The 17,570-nt window shown below is 55.5% G+C and carries 15 protein-coding genes; 8 read left to right on the top strand and 7 right to left on the bottom strand.

Translation table 11 applies throughout. The features are described 5' to 3' along the window. The first annotated feature begins 85 nt into the window (after window positions 1-85). From SJQ66_RS02265 to SJQ66_RS02280, 4 genes are all read left to right on the top strand, one after another. A complete protein-coding gene (locus SJQ66_RS02265; protein WP_051504666.1) occupies window positions 86-403 on the top strand; it encodes a GPW/gp25 family protein in 318 nt (105 codons plus the stop codon). 77 nt (window positions 404-480) lie between these two features. Further along, window positions 481-1,437, top strand: coding sequence for a hypothetical protein (locus tag SJQ66_RS02270; RefSeq protein ID WP_253464875.1), 957 nt, complete (start codon window positions 481-483; stop codon window positions 1,435-1,437). Window positions 1,438-1,446: 9 nt separating this feature from the next. Continuing rightward, the gene (locus tag SJQ66_RS02275) at window positions 1,447-4,125 is read left to right on the top strand and encodes a baseplate wedge protein (protein ID WP_320533821.1); all 2,679 of its coding nucleotides are present in this window, start codon (window positions 1,447-1,449) and stop codon (window positions 4,123-4,125) included. A gap of 54 nt (window positions 4,126-4,179) precedes the next feature. Continuing rightward, a complete protein-coding gene (locus tag SJQ66_RS02280) occupies window positions 4,180-5,802 on the top strand; it encodes a contractile injection system tape measure protein (RefSeq protein WP_320533561.1) in 1,623 nt (540 codons plus the stop codon). Between the two features lie 121 nt (window positions 5,803-5,923). Here the strand turns inward: SJQ66_RS02280 and SJQ66_RS02285 are convergent, their stop codons facing one another. Next, window positions 5,924-6,952, bottom strand: a complete 1,029-nt coding sequence (locus tag SJQ66_RS02285) for an Ldh family oxidoreductase (protein WP_046153336.1) — start codon at window positions 6,950-6,952, stop codon at window positions 5,924-5,926. Between the two features lie 521 nt (window positions 6,953-7,473). Here SJQ66_RS02285 and SJQ66_RS02290 point away from each other — a divergent pair. Then, window positions 7,474-8,025 (top strand): DUF2878 domain-containing protein, encoded by a 552-nt coding sequence (locus SJQ66_RS02290; RefSeq protein WP_320533562.1) that lies wholly within the window; start codon window positions 7,474-7,476, stop codon window positions 8,023-8,025. Between the two features lie 12 nt (window positions 8,026-8,037). Here the strand turns inward: SJQ66_RS02290 and SJQ66_RS02295 are convergent, their stop codons facing one another. The 3 genes from SJQ66_RS02295 to SJQ66_RS02305 form a co-directional block, all read right to left on the bottom strand. After that, the gene (locus tag SJQ66_RS02295) at window positions 8,038-9,093 is read right to left on the bottom strand and encodes a LacI family DNA-binding transcriptional regulator (protein WP_046153308.1); all 1,056 of its coding nucleotides are present in this window, start codon (window positions 9,091-9,093) and stop codon (window positions 8,038-8,040) included. 42 nt (window positions 9,094-9,135) lie between these two features. Next, window positions 9,136-10,245, bottom strand: coding sequence for an S-(hydroxymethyl)glutathione dehydrogenase/class III alcohol dehydrogenase (locus SJQ66_RS02300; RefSeq protein ID WP_024905025.1), 1,110 nt, complete (start codon window positions 10,243-10,245; stop codon window positions 9,136-9,138). A gap of 280 nt (window positions 10,246-10,525) precedes the next feature. Further along, complete coding sequence (locus SJQ66_RS02305; RefSeq protein WP_036012185.1) at window positions 10,526-11,092, bottom strand: TIGR00645 family protein; 567 nt, start codon at window positions 11,090-11,092, stop codon at window positions 10,526-10,528. Window positions 11,093-11,293: 201 nt separating this feature from the next. Here SJQ66_RS02305 and SJQ66_RS02310 point away from each other — a divergent pair, with 201 nt between their 5' ends. Then, window positions 11,294-12,403: a CHAD domain-containing protein gene (locus SJQ66_RS02310; protein WP_046153309.1), complete on the top strand. Its 1,110-nt coding sequence runs from the start codon at window positions 11,294-11,296 to the stop codon at window positions 12,401-12,403. Between the two features lie 13 nt (window positions 12,404-12,416). Here the strand turns inward: SJQ66_RS02310 and SJQ66_RS02315 are convergent, their stop codons facing one another. The 3 genes from SJQ66_RS02315 to SJQ66_RS02325 all read right to left on the bottom strand — a co-directional run bounded on the left by SJQ66_RS02315 (window position 12,417) and on the right by SJQ66_RS02325 (window position 15,837). Next, window positions 12,417-13,040, bottom strand: coding sequence for a GNAT family N-acetyltransferase (locus tag SJQ66_RS02315; RefSeq protein WP_024905028.1), 624 nt, complete (start codon window positions 13,038-13,040; stop codon window positions 12,417-12,419). Between the two features lie 50 nt (window positions 13,041-13,090). Next, a complete protein-coding gene (locus SJQ66_RS02320) occupies window positions 13,091-14,521 on the bottom strand; it encodes a helix-turn-helix transcriptional regulator (RefSeq protein WP_024905029.1) in 1,431 nt (476 codons plus the stop codon). 284 nt (window positions 14,522-14,805) lie between these two features. Further along, complete coding sequence (locus SJQ66_RS02325) at window positions 14,806-15,837, bottom strand: hypothetical protein (RefSeq protein WP_157685154.1); 1,032 nt, start codon at window positions 15,835-15,837, stop codon at window positions 14,806-14,808. Window positions 15,838-16,189: 352 nt separating this feature from the next. On the opposite strand from SJQ66_RS02325, the gene SJQ66_RS02330 reads away from it, so the two are divergent. Together SJQ66_RS02330 and SJQ66_RS02335 are read left to right on the top strand one after the other, a co-directional pair. Then, window positions 16,190-16,714 (top strand): lytic transglycosylase domain-containing protein, encoded by a 525-nt coding sequence (locus SJQ66_RS02330; RefSeq protein WP_096335620.1) that lies wholly within the window; start codon window positions 16,190-16,192, stop codon window positions 16,712-16,714. A 151-nt stretch (window positions 16,715-16,865) separates the two neighbouring features. Then, complete coding sequence (locus tag SJQ66_RS02335; RefSeq protein ID WP_024905032.1) at window positions 16,866-17,534, top strand: adenylyl-sulfate kinase; 669 nt, start codon at window positions 16,866-16,868, stop codon at window positions 17,532-17,534. Window positions 17,535-17,570 lie beyond the last annotated feature (36 nt).

The following is a 17,570-nucleotide window of genomic DNA, read 5'->3' on the forward strand; positions in this document are numbered from 1 at the left end:
GAGTATGAGTGAAATAAGAGACGTAAGGTTTGTTGGAAAGCGTGGATGGGTCTTTCCTGTAAGTTTTGACAGTGATGGGCCCAAGATGGCGGATACGGATCTCACGGACATCGAGCAGAACCTGCGTCATCTGATGGAGACGTTGCCCGGTGAACGTATCATGAGGCCACAATTTGGTTGTGATTGGCTATCTGTCTTGTTTAAGAATCTGAACGATGATCTTCGCGCTGAAATCAAGACAATCGTCACGGACGCAATATTACGCAACGAACCGCGTGTAATCGTTCAGGATGTGATCGTTACCCAGCATGCGGACAGGATTGATGCGCTGCGCGTTGGTATCAGTTATCGGGTGGCCGGTCGGGATGTCGTTAAACAAATATCGTTCACCGCGCAAGCTTAACGGCAAGCCTGCATCATCCACGCGCTTTCGATAGCGGTGATGTGATGGAGCAAAATGAATGAGGAAAAGGGGGAATCGTGACAGATATCGAGGCTGGTAATGATATGGACAAAGATGAGAACGTAGCAGGGTTAATACGCTTCCTGCTTAAGTGGAGTTGTCGACTGGCACGGATTCCATTTGGCAACAATACGCCGGCACAGCTGAACTGGAACAGCGTGGCTTTTAACAATAATGATCGACTGACGCCGGACGCAGCTGAGACGCTGGCTTTACGAATGTTAAATCCATCTGAGAAGCTACGTCCCTATGAGGTGTTTTTGCTTGCGTTCTGGAAAGTTATGCAAACGCCCGAACGCCTGTATCTGAAATTGCTAGACGAGCATCGTAACCGATTCTTTTATGACATCTTTGGGATTCGTGCGAATCATTCGATCCGTAACGAGGTCATTGAAGATGTTTCGAGAGAAAATGCATTTAATAAAAATGGTGAGGATGACAAAGTATTTATATTGAGAACTCGTCATCGTTTTCTGAATGTGGACGATTTAGGTAAGGGAATCGCGCGGCGATTTCCTCAGTTTAGAGTGCGTATAGAAGCGCGTGTCGACGATCCAAAGATGAATTCCGCTGCTATGAAGCTCGCGATTCTCCGAAAAGAGCCTGACGGTGAAAATCGATATACATTGTCAGAATTGGAGCAGGAGCATGTGCGACGTTTTTTAAATGAAACTACATCGGTCTACGCCAAGATCCGACCGGAATTTAACCATGCGCATGCTCCGGTTGAGGTGACCTTGGAGTGGCGCGAAGGTATTGATCCGGTAAAGGCCGCCTCGACGGTCGATAGCGCATTTCGCGAATGGACATGGACGCTATGGCGATTTGAGGAATGGAACGAGGGTGTACTGAGAAACGAAGTGATTGCTTTCATATCTTCGCAAAATATCGCGAAAAGTTTCAAAATCAATTTTACCGACGGGCAGGCACACTTCGGATTATTGACGCTTAACTTACTACCAACGATAAAATAGGGAGGCGTCATGTTGAAGAAAAACGAAAATCTGTCATTGATTCATTTTGATACTTTGTGGGAAACGATGTCGACCGTTCTGGCGGAACGTGCGGATGCTGAGTGGCAGCACCATGGCGATAGCGACCCGGGGGTCGCGATGCTTCAGGCATTGGCTTTTGGTGGCTCGGATGTTGCCTATCGCCACCTTCACACGCTTGAAGATCTTTTCACCTCAGAGGCCGCACCGCCAGGCGACGAAACTGCGAAAGACATTACGCGCGAAGAGGCGCTAACGACCACGCCAGTCAGTGCAGATGACTATCGACGTTTGATACTCGACATGGTTGAGAAGTACGATGGTGATGATAATTCTTTATATCATCCGTGCAAAAACGTCGTCGTCGCGCCCGACGCCGATGGCGATAGACTGTGTGTCTGGCTGCTGCCGGAAATGATTATTAGTGAGAGGCTGACAAGCCGATACGAAAATCAGCAAAAAAAACGCCTAATCTACAGGGTTGAGACGTTACTGAGTGCTAACCGAAGCCACGGTGAGCGCCTGCCACGGGTCAACCTCATTGAACCGAGAAATGTCACGGTGAAGCTTGAAGTCGATTTAATTGATTGCAATGTCAATATCGCAAAGGTTTTCGCGCGGCTATATGATCTCCTAGATGATTGGATCTCACCACGGGCGAAACGGTGTTTCGATACAAATAAGAGAGATGCATGGCTGGCATGTCACGGCGGGCCTGAGACAGAGTATGGCTTTATTGAAATTCTGCCGCAGATCGACCTTATCCAGGACGGACAGGATTTCAATCAGAATCTTGAGATTTTGATAGAAAAGATTAAGTCCATTGAAGGGGTAAGAGGAATTTACGACATAGCTTTACAGCCGGATCGATCAAATAAAAATTTAGTAGACAAAAACACAAGCTTTTTTTTATGTAAAGATAATTTCGGTGGCACTATTCGTGCCAATCCCGTGAACAGTGAAAATTATGTTGAATGGTGTGGCATCAAGATTCGTTTGCAAAGCGATGCGCCGAAGATACAGGCTGTCGACATTCACAAAGAGATTCTGTTGCTAAGAGCACCGCAACGTTTTACCAATTCAGTAAAAGATACACGAAGCAAGGCGATCACAAAATACCGAAATGTCAAGGAATGGGCTGATGAGACTTGGAAACGCTTACCGCCTTCGCTTGCCTTAAATGGAAGACCCGTTGCAGCGCAGGATACGGATTTACTACGACAGTTTCTGTCCGCTTTCGACGGGCACCTTAAGCATCTTTGCGATCGGCTCGACAAATTGAAGCTTCGATTGCGCTTTGTAAGCGATAACGGCCTGGGGGTGTCTGGAAACAGTCAGCTTGGAACCGTATCAATACCTTCAGGGGAAAGCGCTGTGCTGAAGGACGAGGAACTTCGCGATGACGTTTTCGATGTGGGCTATATCCAGGCGCATCTGTTGCAGTACTTCGGTTTTGGTCCAACTGAGTTGTCCAAAACACGCTATGGGTTTTATCGATCCGGAGCTGTTACGCAAACAAATCGTTTTATTGAAAGCATCGCGGATATTGCTCGAAAACGGCTGGCCGCAAAAGGTCCGATCACGGCGCTCCAAAAAGAAATTGCCTATTCGTTAGGTCTTTACTCTTCAGCGTTCTTTGCAGATGATCACAGTCATTGGCCTTTTTATATGCTCGACATTTCGCATTTGATACCGAAGGCCATAAGTCTGCAAGATGGAGTCATAATTATCGAGAATGGCAAACAAATATTCGGCAAAATAAGCGGTAAGGTTTTAGAAGAGAACATTCACGAAATGGCCATCGGAGCTATTGTCGACGTTCATAAGGGCACGTTCTCTTCGACACTGTCCGCATACCCGGGCATCATTACCGGTGTGGACCACGGTCAATCGACGGTCACCGTAAAGCTATTTGGAGAACCCACTACGTGGGATGATGTTTCCACACAAAGGACTGTCCCGCAAAATCAGTTCATACTGAGACCACATCATGGTGATTCAGCCTATTTTCCACTTCGAGATTTAGCTAAACCAGAAGGTGGAGGAAAAATGCACTGGAAAGCGCACGTGGCATTCGGAGGTGTTTATCCATGGTTACACGAAAATTTGAAGGTCAAGGTTCATGTCTTGGATTCAGACTGCACCGAGTCGCAAGGTGGCTCTGCTACAGGAGAAGTGACGCTGCTCAATGCGAATGCTGACTCCGTAGTTGATTTCACGCTTCCGGAAAGTTTTAAGGAAACGTCAAAGCATCGCTTATTCGTAAGTGTGCCTGGTCTCTATGATCAGAGAGCTGCCGCAGGGCAGAGATTAGCTTTTGTTTTTCCACTGTATCGAGACGTCGAGAATGCCAACTTCAAGGCTTGGCAAGCGAAAGTCAATTTTCAATTAAAACGGCTTGTACCTTCACATCTGGAGTTCGAGGTGTATTGGTTAAAAGAGGAGACTTACTCTGCATTCGCTAGAAAATTTCACGACTGGCAGAATCGGTTCGACGAGCAAAGAGGCATGCCTGGGCCAGGCGCTATTCCCATTCTCGAAAGCTTAGGTCTTGCAAGAGTCGCGTTGCCATTGAAGGGCATCGGGACACTGCATATCAAGAAAGAAGGCGAGAGGGCAGATAACGCGCGGGAGGCACTTGAAAAGTGGATATTTCATGTAAATGATTAGGAACCCGTTTGATATGTCGGATGACGTTGACAATAGAGGGGCCGGAACGCAGCGATGATAAGGCTGAAAATTATTTTGCGGATGAGTTCGGGCGCGGAGCATGAGGTCTTGGCGGAATGTGGTGCGATCGTAAAAGCACGTCTGAAGCGTCCAGTGGAGAAGCTGTTTCAAACACTTGTTCAGACACACGAAGCAGGTTCCTCTATAAATGTCACCATGAATCTTGGTGCGATGGAGCGTTCAGGTTGGCAGACTGAATTGCCTTCGCGGGCACTTTCTGCGCTGCAACAGCGGACATTTATCGTTCGCGTAGCACTAAACAGGGAGGACCGTCAAAGTAAACTTAACGGGGGCGCCGATGACGGGCAAGGCGCGTTGGTTAAGAGCGATCCTGATGTGGTCGCCTCGTTGAATTGGCGCAAGGAAAACATCGATCGCACGGAGTACGAAGCTGGCGCGCCTGTTGAGGATGAACTTGGCGCGTTTGCTACTTTCCTGCGATGCGGATATTTTCGAGGAGCCATCTCATGGGGCACGAGTTCTCCGATAGATTGGTTGTCTAACCAGATCGAGAAACGCAGAAATAATTTCGTGCCAGCATTGACTCACGTGCTGGAAGAAAAAGTGGCGTTTTCTCGGCTATCTCGTATCGTTGGTCAAGACATGGCGTCGAGCGTGACGCGCATATGTCAAGCCACGTCTGATGCTGATTGGGTTTTAGGGTATCTGGCAGGGAGATCTCTCGACGGGATACCACCGTGGGGTTCGAATACGCCACATGCGTGGTTTGAAACGGCATTGCGAAATGTCACGAAGCACGCGCTCGATATTGCGCGGGTTGTCCAGGTTGATCCAACTAAGCAAGCACGGTTAGCCAATCTAATCGGCCAACCCCTGGTCGAGCAGTTGCTGCATATGAGCATTGACGTGCGAGATGGTCTTCCTCCAAGAATAGGTGACATGCATTCGATGCCGCAGGGTGCGTCCAGCATGGTGCAAGAGAAAGCCGTTGGCAAAGACGATATCAAAAGGCCACCTAGTCGTTTTCCCGCGGACGAGGTTCTCCCGCACATTCGCGCCACAACCGCCTTACCTGTTGCTAGGCCAAGGCGCGGCTTGATAGGACGCAGTGCCCACCGGCAACGGCTCCCCGATCTGGAGGCGATCGTGGTAACTAACGCTGGTCTGATTTGTCTCTGGCCGTTGATTCCGACCTTGCTTGCTCTGGTTGAATTCGTTCCCAGTCGTCGCGACGAGGGGGCAGCGCTATCGGACAATCAAGTGAACACGGCTGTACGTGCCGTGATGGTATTGGACTATCTTGTCTGGGGCGATCCGGCGTGGCAGGAGTGGCGCATGCCGATGAACAAAGTACTATGCGGCTTGCCGCAAGATATCTTAATCGACGGCGATATGTTGGAGCCTTGGCGCCTGGAAAAAATCGACACTTGGTTTTCCACCCTCCCGAGACGTCTTCCTGGCTTGGGTGGATGCGGCGTAAGTGATTTACGGCAGCTCTTCTTACAGCGCTCTGGCCGTTTGGTTCCGGAGGGTGAACACTGGCGGATCGAGGTTGAAACCGATGCGAGCGATGTGTTGCTCGATAACCTGCCATGGCCAATGCAGCCGGTCGTTCTTCCCTGGCTCGATGAGCCGATTCATGTTACCTGGCGTTAGTCGCTGCTTTTGCAGCAGATCCTGCCACATATGGAAATGATTGTGATTGGATTGAACATGATCGTCGCCGCCGTGACCGCGAAGCATTGGCGTCACTCGATGCTTCGCGCCGGGTAACCGGTCAGCCTTGCGCCCCGTCGGGTCGGGACGGAATCAGCTTAAGCACCGCGTCGTAGCGTTCTCGTGAGATCTGAACGACACCCTCCGCCATCGCGCGTTCCCGCGCGGCAAAGCGGCGCTGCGAAGGCAGTCGGGCGCCTTGACCGGTAATACGATCGAACATCGCTTCCGCATAGGCGTTTCCGACCTCTCCTGACCCGCCACTGAACATGAGTGGATCGAACGCCACGATTAGTTCGCCATGGCACGGCACCGCGCCCACGCCACCGTCACGCTTCGCCGATTCAATCGACGTCAATTCACCCATCAACGGTCCCGCCAGTAATTCGATCATCGTCGCCAATGCCGACCCTTTGTGACCACCAAAGGTCCGCATCGCGCCTTCCAGTGCCGCAGCCGGGTCGTCAGTGGCCTGGCCTTGGGCGTCGATCGCCCAATCCAGCGGAATCTTGGTGCCGGCCTGGCGGTGCAGCTCGATCTCTCCCCGCGCGATAGCCGATGTCGCGAAGTCGAACACGTAAGGAAGGGGGCCGGGTCGGGGCCAGGCAAAGGCAATCGGATTCGTGCCGAAGACCGGTCGATTTCCGCCCGCCGGGGCTACCCAATCATGCGCGGGCGTCATTGCCAAGCCGGCAAGCCCCGCCACTGCCAGAGCTTCCACCTCGGGCCATAATGCAGAAACGTGGTAGCAATCGTGAATTGCCATTGCGGCAATGCCGGTCCGACGCGCCTTTTCGATCAACAATGGCAAGCCGCGCTCGAAAGCCAGCGTCGAGAAGCCAAAATCGGCGTCCACGCGAACCAGCGCCGGGGTCGCGTCCTCGACGACTGGCATTGCATGACCCCGCACGGCACCGTGGCGCAGCGTGTGGACGCAGGCAAACAAGCGGTATAAGCCATGAGACTGGCAGTCGTCGCGTTGGCCCGCGGTCAAAGTGCGCGCCATTGCCGCGGCCTGATCCTCACTCATGCCATTTAGCGTCAATACCTTCTCTGCCAGCGCCAACACGGCTTCCAACGTGAGAGCGATCGTGTCAGGATGCGGTTGTCCGCCTCCACTGGCGTCGGTGTCGGCGTTCGCAGCATGGGGAAAACGGGGGTTGCGCTTTAGGATATTCAACGACGTCGGCTCGATGATGGAGAAACAGAAATACGTGGCAATCCTCCTATCGCGATCGGGCGATGAGGTCTGGGAGGAATGGCTGATTCTAATGCACGCTGCTTGCCTTGCTTCAAAACCCGGTATGTGCTGCAAAACAGTGCATACTGCTTCGGCATTCGTGGACCTGAACGCGATGGCATGGGTCGCGCCCGCGCGCGAGGCAGTCGCATGATAACGTTCGTGTGGCGGCGGGTCGGGCGCGTTTCCTGATCGTCCGTGTACGGTGGTCTGTATTATTCGGAAAGAAAACGCCGGAATCCGGTTCGTCGATCGGCAGGCTCTAGTGGAGAAGTATCACGCCATGTCTGCCGCCTCGGCGATGCGTGACCATTGCCGTGCGCAGCATGGGGTTGCCGCGGTGTATCGCCAGTGGCGGGAGTAAAATAAAGTTGACTGAGTTCGTGGCGCGTCTGCGCCAACCTTGGATCGCACGAACACTGTATTTGGTTGCGTGTCACGTTGGCTGGTTCGTGAGCGTATTGAGCGCAGCACGCCACCTCGCTTGGATCGGCGCCGTTTTTTCATTGTGCATGTTCGTCTACCACCTGATAGTGGCGGAACGTCCTCGGGACGAGGCGATCCTCGCCTGTATTGTCCTGTTGGGGGCCGCATGCTGGGAGTCAGCGATTGTGCGCACGCACGTGATCGTGTATGCCACCGGCACGCTCTGGCCCGGCACCGCCCCGTACTGGATTCTGGCTTTGTGGCTGCAGCTCGCGATCCAGGTCAACGTTCTGCTGGCGTGGTTCAAGCGGCATCTGTGGCTGGCGGCGCTGCTGGGCGCCGTGGCGGGGCCACTATCGTTTCGTGCAGGCGTGGCCATGGGGGCGGCACGATTTCCCGATGCCGCCTTCGCCACCGGTGTACTTGCCATAGGCTGGGCATGCTTGTTTCCCGCATTGATGGTTTTGCGGCGGCGGTGGAATGGCATGACGGCTTGAAAGGCCGGGAAGTCAGATCGTTTCGCGATCGATCAAGGCAAAGCCGACGTCGGCGCAAACCGGAGGACGAGGTGAGGCCGATAGTTCATCCATGGGCCGATCCCCTTGTAGTCGATCGAGTAACGCACGCGCGGCCATCACACCAATGCGGCGACCATCCACATTGATCGTGGATAGTCGGGGTTCTGTTTCCGCTGCAAATTCGAGATCACCGAAGCCGCAGATTGCCAATGCGGTCGGTACCGCGACACCTAGCGCTTTCGCTTCACGGAGCACGCCGAGCGCAACGAGGTCGGAACCACAGAAAATGGCATCGATCGCCGGATCTTGCGCGCGCAGACGGCGGTACGCTTCTTTGCCTACGGCCACGGAGCTGGGTGGATCGACAATGATTTCGCCGATTTCCGGGATACCGGCGTCGGCGAGCGTATCGCGAAAGCCGCTGCGCCGTGCCAAAGCCCGTTCGTCGTTCGCGGAGACCAGGGCAGGACGGGTGACACCGCGCTGCAGAAAGCGGCGTGCAACGGTTTGTCCTACCTGATAATGGGAAAAGCCGATGAGCATGTCGATCGGCCCTTCGGTGATGTCCCAGGTTTCTACGATCGGCAGGTCCAACACCGATAGCCGCTGGCGTAGCGATTCCGTATGTGCCACACCTGTCAGGAGAACTCCTTCGGGACGCCGGCTCATCACCGCGTCGAGCAATTGCTCTTCGTTCTTGTCGTCGTATCCGCTCAGTGCCAGCAACACCTGATACCCCGCCGCGCTCATCGTCTCGCTAAACGCCTGGATGGTCTCGGAAAACAGGGAATGGACAATCGTCGGGACAATTGCCGCAATCAGTCGAGATCTCGCGGAGGAGAGCCCGCCGGCAAGACGATTGGGCACATAGCCCAGCTTTTGCACTGCCTCCCGCACCCGTTCGAGCGTTTCCGGCGCTACGGTGTGCGGTTGATTGAAGACGCGCGACACGGTAATCGGCGAGACGCCCGCGCAGCGCGCGACGTCGGTGATGCGTGGCGCCTTCGCCGCGCCACGGATGCGCTGTTTTATCTCGGACTCGGCCATGACGACGATCCTTTTTCCCGATGCCGTTACGGCGGCCTCGAATCAATAGTGGATCACCGCGCGGATCGACTTACCGTCATGCATCAAATCGAATGCCTCGTTGATTTGGTCAAGCGGCAACGTGTGAGTAATGAAAGGGTCGAGCTGTATTTCACCCGCCATTGCCTGTTCGACCATGCCGGGTAACTGTGTGCGTCCCTTGACGCCGCCAAATGCTGATCCCCGCCAGACGCGGCCTGTTACCAGCTGGAACGGGCGTGTCCGGATCTCCTGGCCTGCGCCGGCCACCCCGATGATCACGCTTTCTCCCCAGCCTTTATGACAGCATTCCAGTGCGGAACGCATGACATCAACATTGCCGATACATTCGAAACTGAAGTCGACACCGCCATCGGTCATCTCGACGATCACGTCCTGGATCGACTTCTGATGATCCTTCGGATTAATGCAGTCGGTGGCGCCAAATAAGCGTGCCAGATCGAACTTGTCCGGATTCAGGTCGATGGCCAGGATGCGGCCGGCCTTTGCCTGCTTCGCACCCTGGATCACGGCCAGACCGATACCGCCAAGCCCGAAGACCGCCACGGTATCGCCTTCCTTGACCTTCGCCGTGTTATGCACGGCACCAATGCCGGTCGTCACGCCGCAGCCCAGCAGACAGACCTTTTCCAGCGGCGCTTGCGGGTTCACCTTGGCTAGCGAGATTTCGGCGACAACGGTGTATTCGCTGAACGTCGAGCACCCCATATAGTGATAGATCGGTTCGCCATTGTACGAAAAACGCGTCGTGCCATCAGGCATCAACCCTTTGCCTTGCGTCACGCGGATGGCCTGGCACAGATTTGTCTTGCCGGAACGGCAGAATTTGCATTCACGGCATTCGGCGGTGTAGAGCGGGATCACATGATCGCCAGGTTGAACGCTCGTCACGCCTTCGCCAACTTCCACGACAATGCCGCCACCTTCATGGCCGAGCACCGCGGGGAACAAGCCTTCCGGATCATCGCCTGACAGTGTGAACGCATCTGTATGGCATACGCCAGTGTGCGTGATCTTGACCAGTACCTCGCCTTTGCGTGGCGGAGCGACGTCGATTTCGACAATCTTCAGCGGTTCGCCCGGGCCAAATGCAACGGCTGCGCGTGATTTCATGGAAAGGTCCTCGTCAGGGAAAATAGCAGTGTAATCGACGTTGGCGCGTGATGCCTGTCTTCACCCCGGTCTCCGCCGATCACCATCGCGCGATGCTGGGGTCGGCCACAGCGCGCAAGCGCACGCTGTCATGGCACGAATTCGACATCGCAGGGGATCCGTCCGTGTTACGTGCAGATTAGTCAATGCCGCGGTCCTGAACGACATACGGTTTATTGACAAGGCAGCAAGTAGTGTGGGGCCTCCCTGCGAGGCGTGGCTATTTTTGCTGGGCGAGAGTCTAGAGTGCGTCGTCTTGCTCGATCTTTTGATCACGAACACGCGTCATCAACACGTCCATACCGGCCAGCAGCACCGCGGATACGACAAATGCCATATGAATACCGATGCCCCATGCCAAAGTCCGTGTGCTGACGTGCTCGATGCTCATGAAGTTTTTTAGCAACTCGATAGCCGAGATGGCGACGATGGACGCCATCAACTTCAACTTCAAGTCGCTGAAACCCACGTGCGCAACCCAATCCGGCGTATCTTTGTGCCCTTCGAGGTCGAGTTTCGAGACAAAGTTCTGATAGCCGCCGAACATGATCATCAGCATAAGATTGCCCATCAGAGACAGGTCGATCAACGAAAGAAGCCCAAGAATCGTATCATCAACGGTCATCGAGATCATATGGCTGACCATATGCCAGCATTCTTGCGCGAATTTGAATAAAAGCAAAAGCATGCTGAGCGCCAGTCCAACATAGATCGGCGCCAAGATCCAGCGTGATGCGAACAAGCCGCGCTCAATGGCATACTCGAGCGGGTGATTCGGTTGTCCTGTCGTTTTTTGCTTCGTGTTCATGATCTGGTGGGAAGGAAAAAACACCTAAAGGCATTTCCCGGGAAAGCCCTGGGTCTTATGACTTTCACTGGGAAAGTGGCATCGTTTGCGGTTTTGTCATCGCATCTCATTATGCATGAAAGCGGTTAGTAATGCGCTTTAGCCATCGGGCAGGCATCGGTTTTGCATCACTGTCGGCATGGCATGTATAGGAGAAGCGTAATGCGAGCAGATGGAAAACACGACCTCGAGCCGAATTTCTGTCCGCAAACAGAAGAGGAAGCCGCGGCAATCAACCGCATGCCTGCCACGAGTATGGCCGCCTCGCGTGACAGGCGCGGCGACGGTAAGCCCGATTCGGGCGACCCTGTAAAAAGCGCCCGTGATGCGGGTGCTTGCGCGGCTGTTCAGGACTACGCCCAATTGGCAAGACCTCTTTGGGAGACCGTGCGTGCGCGCACGCACGAATTCAAGGAAAACAGGGGTGGGGCGGCCCCTGAGACGATCCACGCAATGCGGGTGGCATTGCGTCGACTGAAAGCGCTGCAGTGGGCCTATCGTCCCCGGCTGGATGCCGGTGTGTTGACAGCAGAGCGAGAGGTGACACGTCGCCTGATGCGTACGGCGGCAGGCGTGCGCGATTGGGACATCACACTGGCGCTGGCGGATGAATGGGTGCCGCGCTTGACGAAAGCTCGCGCGACGCTGAGCGTTGTTCGCGAAGACGCTGTAAATTCCGGCATCGTAGGATTGGCAAGGCATGCGCGCGATATCGACGCTTCGGTTGTGTTACAAATACCGATGTGTGCTGAATTAGTCAATGCAACCACCTCGTCCCCGGTCGATCTGGTATTTCTCGCGGGGCGTTTGTCGAAGGCGCGCAAGCAACTTCGTACTTGTGAAAAAAAGGCGGTGCGCGATGGTCATTACGACGCGCTGCACGCAGTGCGCAAAGCGGGAAAGCGCGTGCGCGACTTGTATAGCCTGATCACTTCGTACACGGAGGCGCAATTTATCGTGGCCAGGCACGCGGTGCATGCCGATGCAATGCATAGGTCATCCGCGGATATGATGGATGTGCCAGCTGTCAAAAAATCCAAAAAGCGCAATCGATGGGCGGCAAAGCTGCTGACAAAGCGGCAGATCAAACGCCTGCAGCGTGTGCAGTCCCGGTTTGGGGCGCTGAATGACGCGGTGGCGTCGGCAACATTGCTGCGCACGATCTGCAAGCGATCAAGCCGCTTCGCGCGCACGCCTGGGATCGAGCGGCTTATTCACACCTTGGATGACGTTGCCCAAAAATATGAGCGCAAGGCCACCTCGCTGCTATGAGCCGGATTTGTCGCTATTCCCGGACGACGAGATCGTGTCGAGCAAGCCGGGGGTATCGGGCCGCGGTTCCTGGCATGGATTCGGCGGGGGACCGGGTGATGGCGAATAACAATGCGTCGCCTGCCGCGATATTCTGATTGGGTCTGGGCTCCCAGTGCGATAGTCGGCCTTCCAGGGTAAATCCCAGCCGTGTCATCGTGCTGGCCGCCTTGCCTTCCGGCGCGCAGTACGCGTGAAGTCTCCAAAGGTTTGGCTGCGACATCAGCCAGTCGATCAACTTCAATAACGCCAGCAATCCCGCTCGGCGCTTGCGATATCCCTCCTGGAAGCTTGTGATCACGCCAAGCTCCGCACGCGGTAGCGCAGGGCGGACCTCGATAGCGGCGACGATCCGTGCACTTTCGCTATCTTCGAGCGCCCACGTGAAGCAGTGTCCAGATGTCCAGCCGCGTTGCGTGTCCTCTATGAAGGTTTCCGATTCGGCAGTGCTCCTGTGCGTGCGAAATGCCAGCCAGGCTGTTACGTCAGGGTCGCCGAGCAGGCAATCGAATAGCATCGGCGCGTCGGACCGGGTGAAAGGCCGAAGCCGGAGTCTGCCAAAATCAATAATGCGGGGCGGACGAAAGATAGTACTCATTCGTTATCCTACTTATAATGTATAGGAATCTATAAAATAATTTTGCAAGATCAGCGCGAAAGCGTTTCCGAAGGCGCTTCTCGATACATTTTCCGATACCCGTTCAACAAGGTGGAGCGATGCTGAACCCCCCATCGGCTGGCGATCTGCAGGACGCTGGCCGCCTGGTCGTCGTTTGCCATTAATTCGCCGCGGATATGTTCCATTCGTTTGCCGCGGATCAGCTCACTCGGTGACAGGCCGAGATGTGTCTTGAAGGCTGCTTGGAGGGCGCGTTCCGATACCCCAATATGATTAGCAACCTCGCGGACGGATAAATCCGCACATTCCAGGTGATCAACCAGATAGCGATAGGCGCGGCGGTATTTCCCAGGTAGCCGTGCACTCAGATCATCTGGCGCGGGTATCACTCGCTCTTCTGGTGCGGTTGGCATTGCCTCGCTGTCCGCGCGAACATGTTTGATCGATAGCAAGGCATATCGACCATAGGTCTGCGCATGTTCCAGCATGCGACCGTGCTGTTGATGTACTTTTGAATGACAATACAGGTACTCGAGATACCAACGCGCATTCTGGTTCGCATGCATGGATACATCGCGGAACATGCGGAGCATGTTTTCCGCCACATCGGCTGATTTGCTAGCCAGCGCAGCCAGGGCCACTTCCAAACGTAGGCCGCGGTGGTAACCATGCAGTCCGGCGCTTTGGCTCCAACGCAGATAAGTGTCGATCTGCGCGAGGCCGGCATGGCTGCCACGCGATAAGACCAGCAGGTTATTCAGAAAGTCCGCGCGTTTCGAGAGCACTTCAATGGCGGGAGTATTGTCATCCGACAGGATCGCAAGCCCATCGACGAGTGCGTTTGGGACGAACTCCAGAATGACAGAGCGCCAGTAAATGTGGTCCGACAGCGGCTCGGAGGCGCGCAGGCGATATTGCGCAAGCAATTCGTGTCGGAGCGTGTCCGCCAGGCGACGCCACCGCGGATCGTCGGCATCACGCGCAAGTTCCCCTAGCGTTTCCAGGCGCAGGCGCACGGTATCCAGCCGGCCAAGATTGAACAGAACGAGAATCGTTCCTACTGTGCATTCGCACTTTTGTATCGGTGTAGCGAGTTCGTCTTCCATCACACGACGGAAACACATCAGGGCCGTTCCCATGTGATTTTGAAACAGCGCCTGCCACCCGGCGTTACGTGATAGCGCGGCGCGCATCGTGCCGCGATCGCCCAGCATCGATTTTTGCGCGCGGCGATAAGTTTCCTCCGCATCCTCGTAGCGCCCCAGAACGAGTTGCACATCCGCGTAGGCCTGCATGTCGGCATAGGTCGGCTGGAAACCTGCGCGGTCGTAGTCGGCTCTCGCCGCGGCAATCGTGGCGGCTTCGCTATATTGTCCTGCCAGCATCTTCGCGCAATACGTAGCGGACGGATGCGAGGTCGAAAGCGTGGATGCGACGGCAAAGTACAGAGACGTTGACATGATGCACTCCTGCTTGAGGGAGGAAAGTAAAAACGGTGAGCGGATCGTGAAGGGAGACGCGCTCTGTTGGAATGTATGGTGTCATCCCGCGCGTCGAATTCCGCCACTCTTTGACGTTCTGTTACTTTCGTCCCTAGCGAAGCCTGTCTTCTATTCCTCGAAGAGGGGCCGCGTCCGTTGTATCCCTCACCGCAAGCTGTTCCTGGAAACTTGGCAAACATGGGATGAATTGCAACGTAACCCCGACCAGAGGGCGACGTAATATAGTCTGAAAGCGCGGGAGGTCAGTTCTTGCGCGACAGTTGTTCCGTTTTTTGCGCAATGTTTTCCGCGATGTTCAGCATTGCGCTCAACATCGAAATGGCAATGTTCGCAACGCTGCTCACCATCCCGATCATCGGTTGCGCATAGTTCATCATTGACGATCCCTGGCCATAGGCGCCGAAATTACCATTCGGCCCCATGGGTCCGAATGGACCGGTAGGGCCATTGACAGGCTGCATCCCGAAAATTCGGCGGACTCGATCCCCCATGGTCATCGGCGGTGCTTGCATCCCATATTGCTGTCCGACGGTGCCTGGTGGAGGTTGGAAAGCGTGCGGACCCTGCGGACCAACGCCGGCATGAGGGCCCTGCATGGGTTGTGGTTGTGCGTGCGGGTCAGGTGTCGCTGGCGTCAGGGGCGGCTGCGTCTGTTGGGGTTCGTGCGTCTGCTGAGGCACTGCCAGGGACGTTTGAGCCTGCGGCAGGCTCGCTTCCGATGAGGCCCTATGCGGCGACGGCGCCTGTGGTGTCGATGCATTGGTGCTACTCGAAGCGCCTTGCGAGGGCGAGGATGGTCGCATGCTCGCGGCTTGATTTCGCGTGCCGGCACTGCCCGGTGTCCCGGCGAACACGTCGGCAATGTCTTCCCCGGCGAAATTTGCCGTCGGCGTCGTTTTGCCTTGATGATTGGCAGGCAGCCTGTTTTTCCGCGTTCGCATCGGTCGCATCTGTTGATGTCCGCCGTTGCCTGCAGCCTCGCTATCCGCAGTGTATCCCGTGTCTTCGTTGTACACGTGTGATCGCATCGTCTCTGCTTTATTGGCAGGCAACGCGTTTCGCAAAATAGGTCCGCGCCCACCGGTGACGGTGGGCTTGCGTTGTGTCGCTCCCTCCAGGCGTTGTGGTGTCAATCCGGTTAGCCTGCTATCGCCACTCTGCCCGGGAGTCGATATGGGACGGCGCTTTGGCGCGGGTGTGTGTGGACCGGTGTCATAGTCAGAGGCGACCTGACCGGTGCCATGAATATGCGAGATTCCTGTGTCGCTAGGCATCACCATTCTCCGAAATACAGCGTTGCGCCGGGCGGTTCAACGTGCCAACCCGGGGGGGTGCGTCTGCTCCATGGCGTGCCTGGCACGCCTCCCGACGATGGGCGGTCTCAAGTAGTGGGGTTATACCGCGCCATCGGTACCCGGGCGCACCCGAGGCGAAGCCATTGCCTGTCGCGCGAAGCCCCGCGTCGCATGACGCAAACCGACTGCTTGCCTGCCGAAGCGGATTCCCGTAGCGCGAAGCGTCTGCGCGCCCGCGTTTTTTTCCGCATGGACGGGGCCAACATGCTTCGTTTACTTTTCGCAGCAACGCCGTGTGGGCGGCACCTGGAAAGGATGAAACGATACGTCGATGGAACAGATCACGCTACAGAAGAAAAGGCAGCGCATGCGTTGGCGGCGTGCGTTATTGCTGATTGGTTTATCGATGCCGGTTGCCGCATGGGCCGATTGCTTCGATGCGGCAGCGGCTTACCAGGGCGTCAACCCGATGGTGCTGCGCGCGATTGCCTGGGTTGAGTCGCGCGGGAATCCGAATGCCGAGCATCACAATGAGAATGGTACGGTCGATATCGGCGAGTTGCAGATCAACTCGATACATCTACCGGAACTGCGGACATATGGCGTGAGCATGCGAGCGCTGCGTAACGAATGCGTCAATATTTATGTGGCTGCATGGCATCTCAAAAAGCAGATTGTACGGTACGGAAATAACTGGAACGCCGTGGGTGCTTACCATTCAGCCACTCCGCATTTGCGCGACGAGTATGCGGCGCTGGTTCGTGGCGCACTGCGCCATCTGGATGCCATACCGCATCCCCCATGGCGTAGGCGAAATGTATCGACTTACTACGCATCAAACGGTTCGAATGAATAAAGGCTACAAGTCCAAATGCGATGTCTTTCCCGGTTCGGCTTCCCGATAAATGCTTCGCGGCGTTGTCATTCTGAAAAAGCAGGTGCTTTTACAGTTTGCCGAACGATTGGTATCGACGAATTGAATTGACAGCAGCGTAGTGGAGCAAGTCATGGATGGCATGCAAGACGTGCGGACGCACAGTGAAGAGGCAAGTGGCATATCAGGAAGGATGTTGTCCGCGCGGCGTGCGCGCTGGATGGGACAGCGGCCGGTGACCGTTTGGTTTACGGGGCTGAGTGGTGCGGGAAAAAGCACGTTGGCCCTGGCGTTGCAGCAGCATTTGATGACGTTGGGTCATCCTTGCTGCTTGCTCGAAGACGAAAATGTGGCGCGTGGCTTATGCAAGGATGTTGCAGGAATCCTTGACGACTTGACGCGTCCAGGGGATGGCATGGACGCGGTCGCTGAAGCGGTACGGCGTTGTGCCGAAGCGGCTCGATTGATCAATGATAACGGCATGGTGGTACTCGCTGCTGTCACCGCGCCATTGCGTGCGCAACGCGCGGTGGCGCGCACGATTATCGGTGCATCGCGTTTTATCGAGGTACATGTCAGCACTCCGTTGTCCATATGCACTGCCCGGGACCCGCGTGGCCGTTATGCGCAAGTACAAGCGGGCACCTCGCGCGGATTGCCTGGCGTGGATACTCCCTTCCAGGAACCTCTGTCGCCAGCGCACGTTATGGATACCAGTGCCCGCGGCACGGCGCAATGCATACAGATCTTGTATGAAGGCCTCGCACCGCGATTGACACGCAAAGCGGCGCATATCCGCTGAATGAACTTGCAGATTGCTTTTGTTTATCCCACTCAG

Origin of the sequence: Robbsia andropogonis (genome assembly GCF_034047095.1) — a bacterium.
Classification (GTDB): Bacteria; Pseudomonadota; Gammaproteobacteria; order Burkholderiales; family Burkholderiaceae; genus Robbsia; species Robbsia andropogonis.